The sequence below is a fragment of the Clostridium saudiense genome, from assembly GCF_000577815.1.
GTDB lineage: Bacteria > Bacillota > Clostridia > Clostridiales > Clostridiaceae > Clostridium > Clostridium saudiense.
In genome coordinates this window covers 1-3,958 of record NZ_CBYM010000074.1, presented here as the reverse complement: position 1 = coordinate 3,958, position 3,958 = coordinate 1, and the positions used below count along the sequence as shown (strand labels likewise).

Genomic DNA, 3,958 nt, shown 5'->3' with positions numbered 1-3,958 from the left:
ATTTTAAAAGAGTTTTGTAGGAGCAGATAATGTCTGTTGATACAAAACTCTTTTGTTATATAAGGTAAAAGAATATATAATTTTTCTTGACATATATAAGGTGTTTGATAAAATTAATATATAATTTAATAAAGCACGATGAAAAAGAAGAGTAGTTTTAATATTTTTTTTAGAGAGATGATGGGTGGTGTAAATCATTAAAAAGTTAAGATGAAGGGAGCTTTTGAGTGTAGTTTGTAAAGTTGGGCTTTAGCCAAGAAGGGTGGAACCGCGGAATTTATTTTCGTCCCTTTATGGTTATAAGGCTTTTTTTATTATAAAAAATAAATACGAATAATTTATTTGTATATAATTTATAGAAATAAAGTTATCGTAAAAAATGGAGGTAGTAAAATGGCAGTAGAAAAGACTATGGATAAAATAGTTGCTTTATGTAAAAGTAGAGGATTTATATTTCCTGGATCAGAAATTTACGGAGGACTTGCAAACTCATGGGATTACGGTCCATTAGGAGTTGAATTCAAAAACAATGTAAAAAAAGCTTGGTGGAAAAAATTCGTTCAAGAAAGTCCATATAACGTTGGAGTAGATTGTGCGATATTAATGAATCCAGAAGTTTGGGTTGCATCAGGACACGTTGGAGGATTTTCAGATCCATTAATGGATTGTAAAGAATGTAAATCAAGATTTAGAGCAGATAAATTAGTAGAAGATCATATGACTGAAAATGGAGTAGAAGTTGCTTGTGCTGATGGATGGACTAATGAAGAACTAATGGAATACATAACTAAGAATAACATAGTTTGTCCTAAGTGTGGAAAAATGAATTATACTGATATAAGAAAGTTTAATTTAATGTTTAAGACTTTCCAAGGTATAACAGAGGATTCTGCAAATACGGTATATTTAAGACCAGAAACTGCACAAGGTATATTTGTAAATTTCAAATCAGTTCAAAGAACTTCAAGAAAGAAAGTTCCATTTGGTATAGCTCAAATAGGTAAATCTTTCAGAAATGAAATTACTCCAGGAAACTTTACTTTTAGAACAAGAGAGTTCGAACAAATGGAATTAGAATTCTTCTGTAAACCAGGTACTGATTTAGAGTGGTTTGGATATTGGAAAGACTACTGTTGGAACTTCTTATTAAATTTAGGAGTAAAGCCAGAATCTTTAAGAATGAGAGATCACGGTGAAGAAGAGTTATCATTCTATTCGAATGCAACATCTGACATAGAATACTTATTCCCATTTGGTTGGGGAGAACTTTGGGGAATAGCTGATAGAACAGACTATGACTTAAAGAAACATGCAGAACATTCAGGAACTGATATGTCATATTTAGATCCAACAACTAATGAGAAATATATACCATATTGTATAGAACCATCATTAGGAGCTGATAGAGTTGCTTTAGCATTCTTAGTAGATGCTTATGATGAAGAAGAGTTAGAAGGTGGAGATGTAAGAACAGTTATGCACTTACATCCAGCTTTAGCTCCATATAAGGCAGCTGTATTACCATTATCTAAGAAGTTATCAGATAAAGCTGATGAAGTATACTCAATGTTAGCAAAGAAATTTAATGTTGAATATGATGAAACAGGAAGTATTGGTAAGAGATATAGAAGACAAGATGAGATAGGAACACCTTTCTGTATTACAGTTGACTTTGAAACTGAAAATGATGGATGCGTTACTATAAGACACAGAGACTCTATGACTCAAGAAAGAGTTGAAATTAGTAAATTAACTCACTTTATTGCTAAAAGTTTAGAGTTTTAATTAAGAAACAGCAAGAGATGATTATTAATAATTATTTCTTGCTGTTTTTATTTTTAAAAAGTGTTTTTAATTTTATATTTATAGAATGTGAGAAAGTATAATGATATAATTATTTGTATATTGGTAAGAATTATTAATAGTTATAAATTATAAAGTAATATAATTTAGTTGGAGGCAGTAATGAGAGAGTTTAAGGAATTTAAAAGTTTTATTAATGGTAAAAATGTTGCTGTTGTAGGTATTGGTGTAAGTAATATTCCTTTAATAAATTTTTTAGTAAAGTTAGGCGCTGAAGTAACAGCTTTTGATATGAAGGAAGAAAATGAATTAGGAAAAATAGCAAGTGAATTCAAATCAAAAGGTGTTAAGTTAGAGTTAGGTAAGGGATATTTAGAGAAATTAACTGGATTTGAGGTAGTTTTTAAAACTCCATCAATGAGAATAGATTGCGAGGCTCTAGTTAGAGCGAAGAATGAAGGTGCGTATATTACATCTGAAATGGAAGAGTTCGTTAAGTATTGTAAAGGGAAAATATATGGAGTAACAGGATCTGATGGCAAGACAACAACTACTACTATAATATCAAAGTTATTAGAAGCTCAAGGATATAAAACTTGGGTTGGGGGAAATATAGGTACACCTTTATTTTCTAATATAGAAGAAATAAATGCTGATGATATGGTAGTTTTAGAGTTGTCAAGCTTTCAGCTTATGACAATGGATTCTCCAATAGATGTAGCAGTTGTTACTAATTTAGCACCTAATCACTTAGATATGCATAAGGATATGCAGGAATATATTGATGCAAAGAAAAATATATTCTTATATCAAAATGAAGATAATGTATTAGTTTTAAATAGAGAAAATGAAATAACTTATGGATTTGAAAAGGAAGCTAAAGGGCATGTTAGAGAATTTTCATCAAAAAGAGTTATTACAAATGGTTCATACTATAAAGATGGTACCTTATATTTAGAAGGGAAAGAAGTTTGTAAGAAAAATGATATAGTAATTAAAGGTATGCATAATGTAGAAAATTATTTAGCTGCATTTATAGCTACAAAGGATGATGTTGAAATTGAAACAATGAAAAAAGTAGCTGAGACATTTGCAGGAGTAGAGCATAGATGTGAATTGGTAAGAGAAATTGATGGTGTGAAGTATTATAATGATTCTATAGCATCAAGTCCTACTAGAACGTTAGCTGGATTATTTGCATTTGAGAAGAAGGTAATACTTATAGCTGGTGGATATGATAAACATATACCTTTTGAACCGTTAGCTGAACAGGGGTATCCTTTTATAAAAGAAATAATTCTTATGGGAGATACTAGATATTTAATAAAAGAAGCTTTTGATAAATTAAAAGATGAGAAGGGGATAGAAGTTCCTAGTATTATGGTTAATTCATTAGAAGAAGCTGTAATTAAAGCTAAAGAAATTGCAAAGGAAGGGGATATTATAACTTTATCACCAGCTTGTGCATCTTTTGATATGTTCCCTAATTTTGCAGTTAGAGGAAATAAGTTTAAAGAAATAGTAAATAATATTTAAAAGTAATTTATTTTTATTAAGATATAAAAAGTAAAGTCTATATAACTACATTGAATAGAGTATATAAGTAAGAGCAAGAATTTTAAAAGATTAATTATTTTTTTGCTTTTATAATATAAATACTTTGTTAAATGTAGTTATTTTTTTTAAAAAATCAATTATATTGGGATTATATATCAATAAATTTCGTTATGAAAATAATAGGATATGAACGTGGAGAAGTTTAATAACTACTAAATATGTTAAATATATGCAAGGGAATAGCAACAACAAATCCTGGTGTATCAATATAAGAAAAAGTTAGAATTATATAGATATAATGAGAAAGATAAAAATAAATAGCATAATATAGCAAAATAATATAGCTTGCATATTATTAATCATGTTAATATAAAACACGTCGTCGGGAACAAATTAAAAAAAGTTCTTGAGACGAAGGTCTAAAACATGAACAAATAAAACTTCAAAAAAAGTTTTAAAAAAGTGTTGACAGACAAAAAGATAAATGATATTATGAATAGGCAGTCAGGTTGATTGCAAATGATCTTTGAAAATTGAACAGAATATAAATTAAGTAAACCAGCAATTCTTTTGAGAGTCTTAAAATAAAGACTCAAAG

The 3,958-nt window shown here is 28.8% G+C and carries 2 protein-coding genes and 1 other annotated feature; both genes read left to right on the top strand.

The window, feature by feature from the left end:
• The first annotated feature begins 129 nt into the window (after positions 1-129).
• Positions 130-294 (top strand) — a binding site (T-box leader).
• Between the two features lie 99 nt (positions 295-393).
• Positions 394-1,785 (top strand): glycine--tRNA ligase, encoded by a 1,392-nt coding sequence (locus tag TY07_RS16865; RefSeq protein WP_042403005.1) that lies wholly within the window; start codon positions 394-396, stop codon positions 1,783-1,785.
• A gap of 180 nt (positions 1,786-1,965) precedes the next feature.
• Positions 1,966-3,339 carry a UDP-N-acetylmuramoyl-L-alanine--D-glutamate ligase gene (gene murD, locus TY07_RS16860; RefSeq protein ID WP_042403002.1) on the top strand — a complete coding sequence of 458 codons (1,374 nt, stop codon included), beginning with the start codon at positions 1,966-1,968 and terminating at the stop codon, positions 3,337-3,339.
• Positions 3,340-3,958: the final 619 nt, after the last annotated feature.